This window comes from Psychrobacter sp. AOP31-B2-9 (assembly GCF_052378005.1).
Classification (GTDB): domain Bacteria; phylum Pseudomonadota; class Gammaproteobacteria; order Pseudomonadales; family Moraxellaceae; genus Psychrobacter.
The window spans coordinates 1-1,521 of sequence record NZ_JBQSXG010000262.1 but is presented as its reverse complement, the minus strand read 5'-3'; the positions used below and the strand labels follow the sequence as shown (position 1 = coordinate 1,521).

Sequence of the window (1,521 nt, the reverse complement as noted above, 5' to 3'; positions counted from 1 at the left end):
CTCATGACGACCATAAAATAAAACACTAAAAAATAAGTAATACCTAACATCCAGCATTTGAGAGTGTAGCTTAAACGAATCATGTTAGTTTCTCCCAAGGTATTTTGATAATCACGCGTAGAGAAAACCTACTCTAATAGGTTCGCAATAATGAATATTATATATATTATAATGTGAATATACAAGAAAACAGTTTTTTTAATCTTTTTCCACAAATAACAAACTCATATAAATGGCTATAAAGTTGACTTTTGTAGGAAGATCAACGGTTTTAATGGTCGGGTGAAATCGTGATTTATAGCTCAAAACAGTGAGCGGTGTAAAATTAGAAACAAAGGAATACCAACTGTCCTATGCATAAATACGTAATAAGACCACAAGAGATTTACCTATTAGAGCGCTATAGCTCACCCGCTTACTTTAAAGAGATGCGTGATGCTTTTGCAAATATGCTAGAAGCTGCTGAATACGCTTTAGAACTATTCATGAGCGATTTACCTAGCGACTATCGCAATCAGCCTATCAATATGCAGCCTGACATAGTGTGGGGCGAGCGGGTACTGCCAAACTTGCGTAGCACTCTAGACAGTCTTGACGCCGGTTATCAAGAGCTATTAAAAGGAGACTTAGCAGCAATAGGCTATGGCGGTAATGTGGAGAGCGATTTTCGCGCGATCAGTATGGATTATCACATCGACTGGATGTCAGAGCAGCAACAACTGGATTATGATAAGTGGGAGAGAGAAGCAAGCACGCGTGCTTTTAATATGAAAATAACCAGCTATTTTGGTTGGCTAATGGGCAGTTTAATTGAAGAATATACGACTGAATCGCGAGGACCACTTAACCCACCCGAATCCTGGCCTATCTATCGATTAAACCCTCAGTATACTGTTGAGTTAGATGAAGTCGTCCCTGTGGCAGGTATTTATGTACCTAGTAGAGCAGATGCTAGTGCTCAAGTGTTATTGGATGGCATGTTAGCAAATGAAGCTTACGTCGGTTATGATCCTGAAACCATGCAAGCGGTTGGTGATGCACCTGTCACTTGGATGCTTGTTGAGCGCATCGCAAATAGCGGCGGCAGTAGTCAGAATGTCGAGCCGACACACTTGTGTTGTTATTCCCTACAGCCGTGTCCACAGACGGGTTTTTGGTGGTCACCAGAGAATGAAGCACCGCGGTACTTCCAATTGGGCGACGTGATGCCTCAGATCGGTAAGCAGATACGCAAAAATAAACGTCAAATCATTTGGTATCTCAATGAAACCAATCAGTTGGATAATCAAAGCGATATTGACTATATCAAGGTAAAAAGGATTCGGTACGATAAAAGTCGTCAACTATGGAGTAGAGATGCATTTTTTATTATTATTATCGTAGATGTAATCATTTTTCTCTTTGTTGAACAAACCTGTGGAGCAGTTATTTATCAGCAGTTATTACAGGCTATTGGTATGCAAATACTGTGTTTGTTTATGTTCGCAGATTCCAAATGGATGATAGCGTTGGCTAGGGTAG

General features: G+C 40.2%; 1 protein-coding gene. It reads left to right on the top strand.

Features of this window, described 5'->3' with window-relative positions:
- Positions 1–353: 353 nt before the first annotated feature.
- Positions 354–1,521, top strand: a 1,168-nt coding sequence (locus tag ACT3SX_RS15015) for a hypothetical protein (protein WP_444761829.1), incomplete at its 3' end; no start/stop codon positions are given.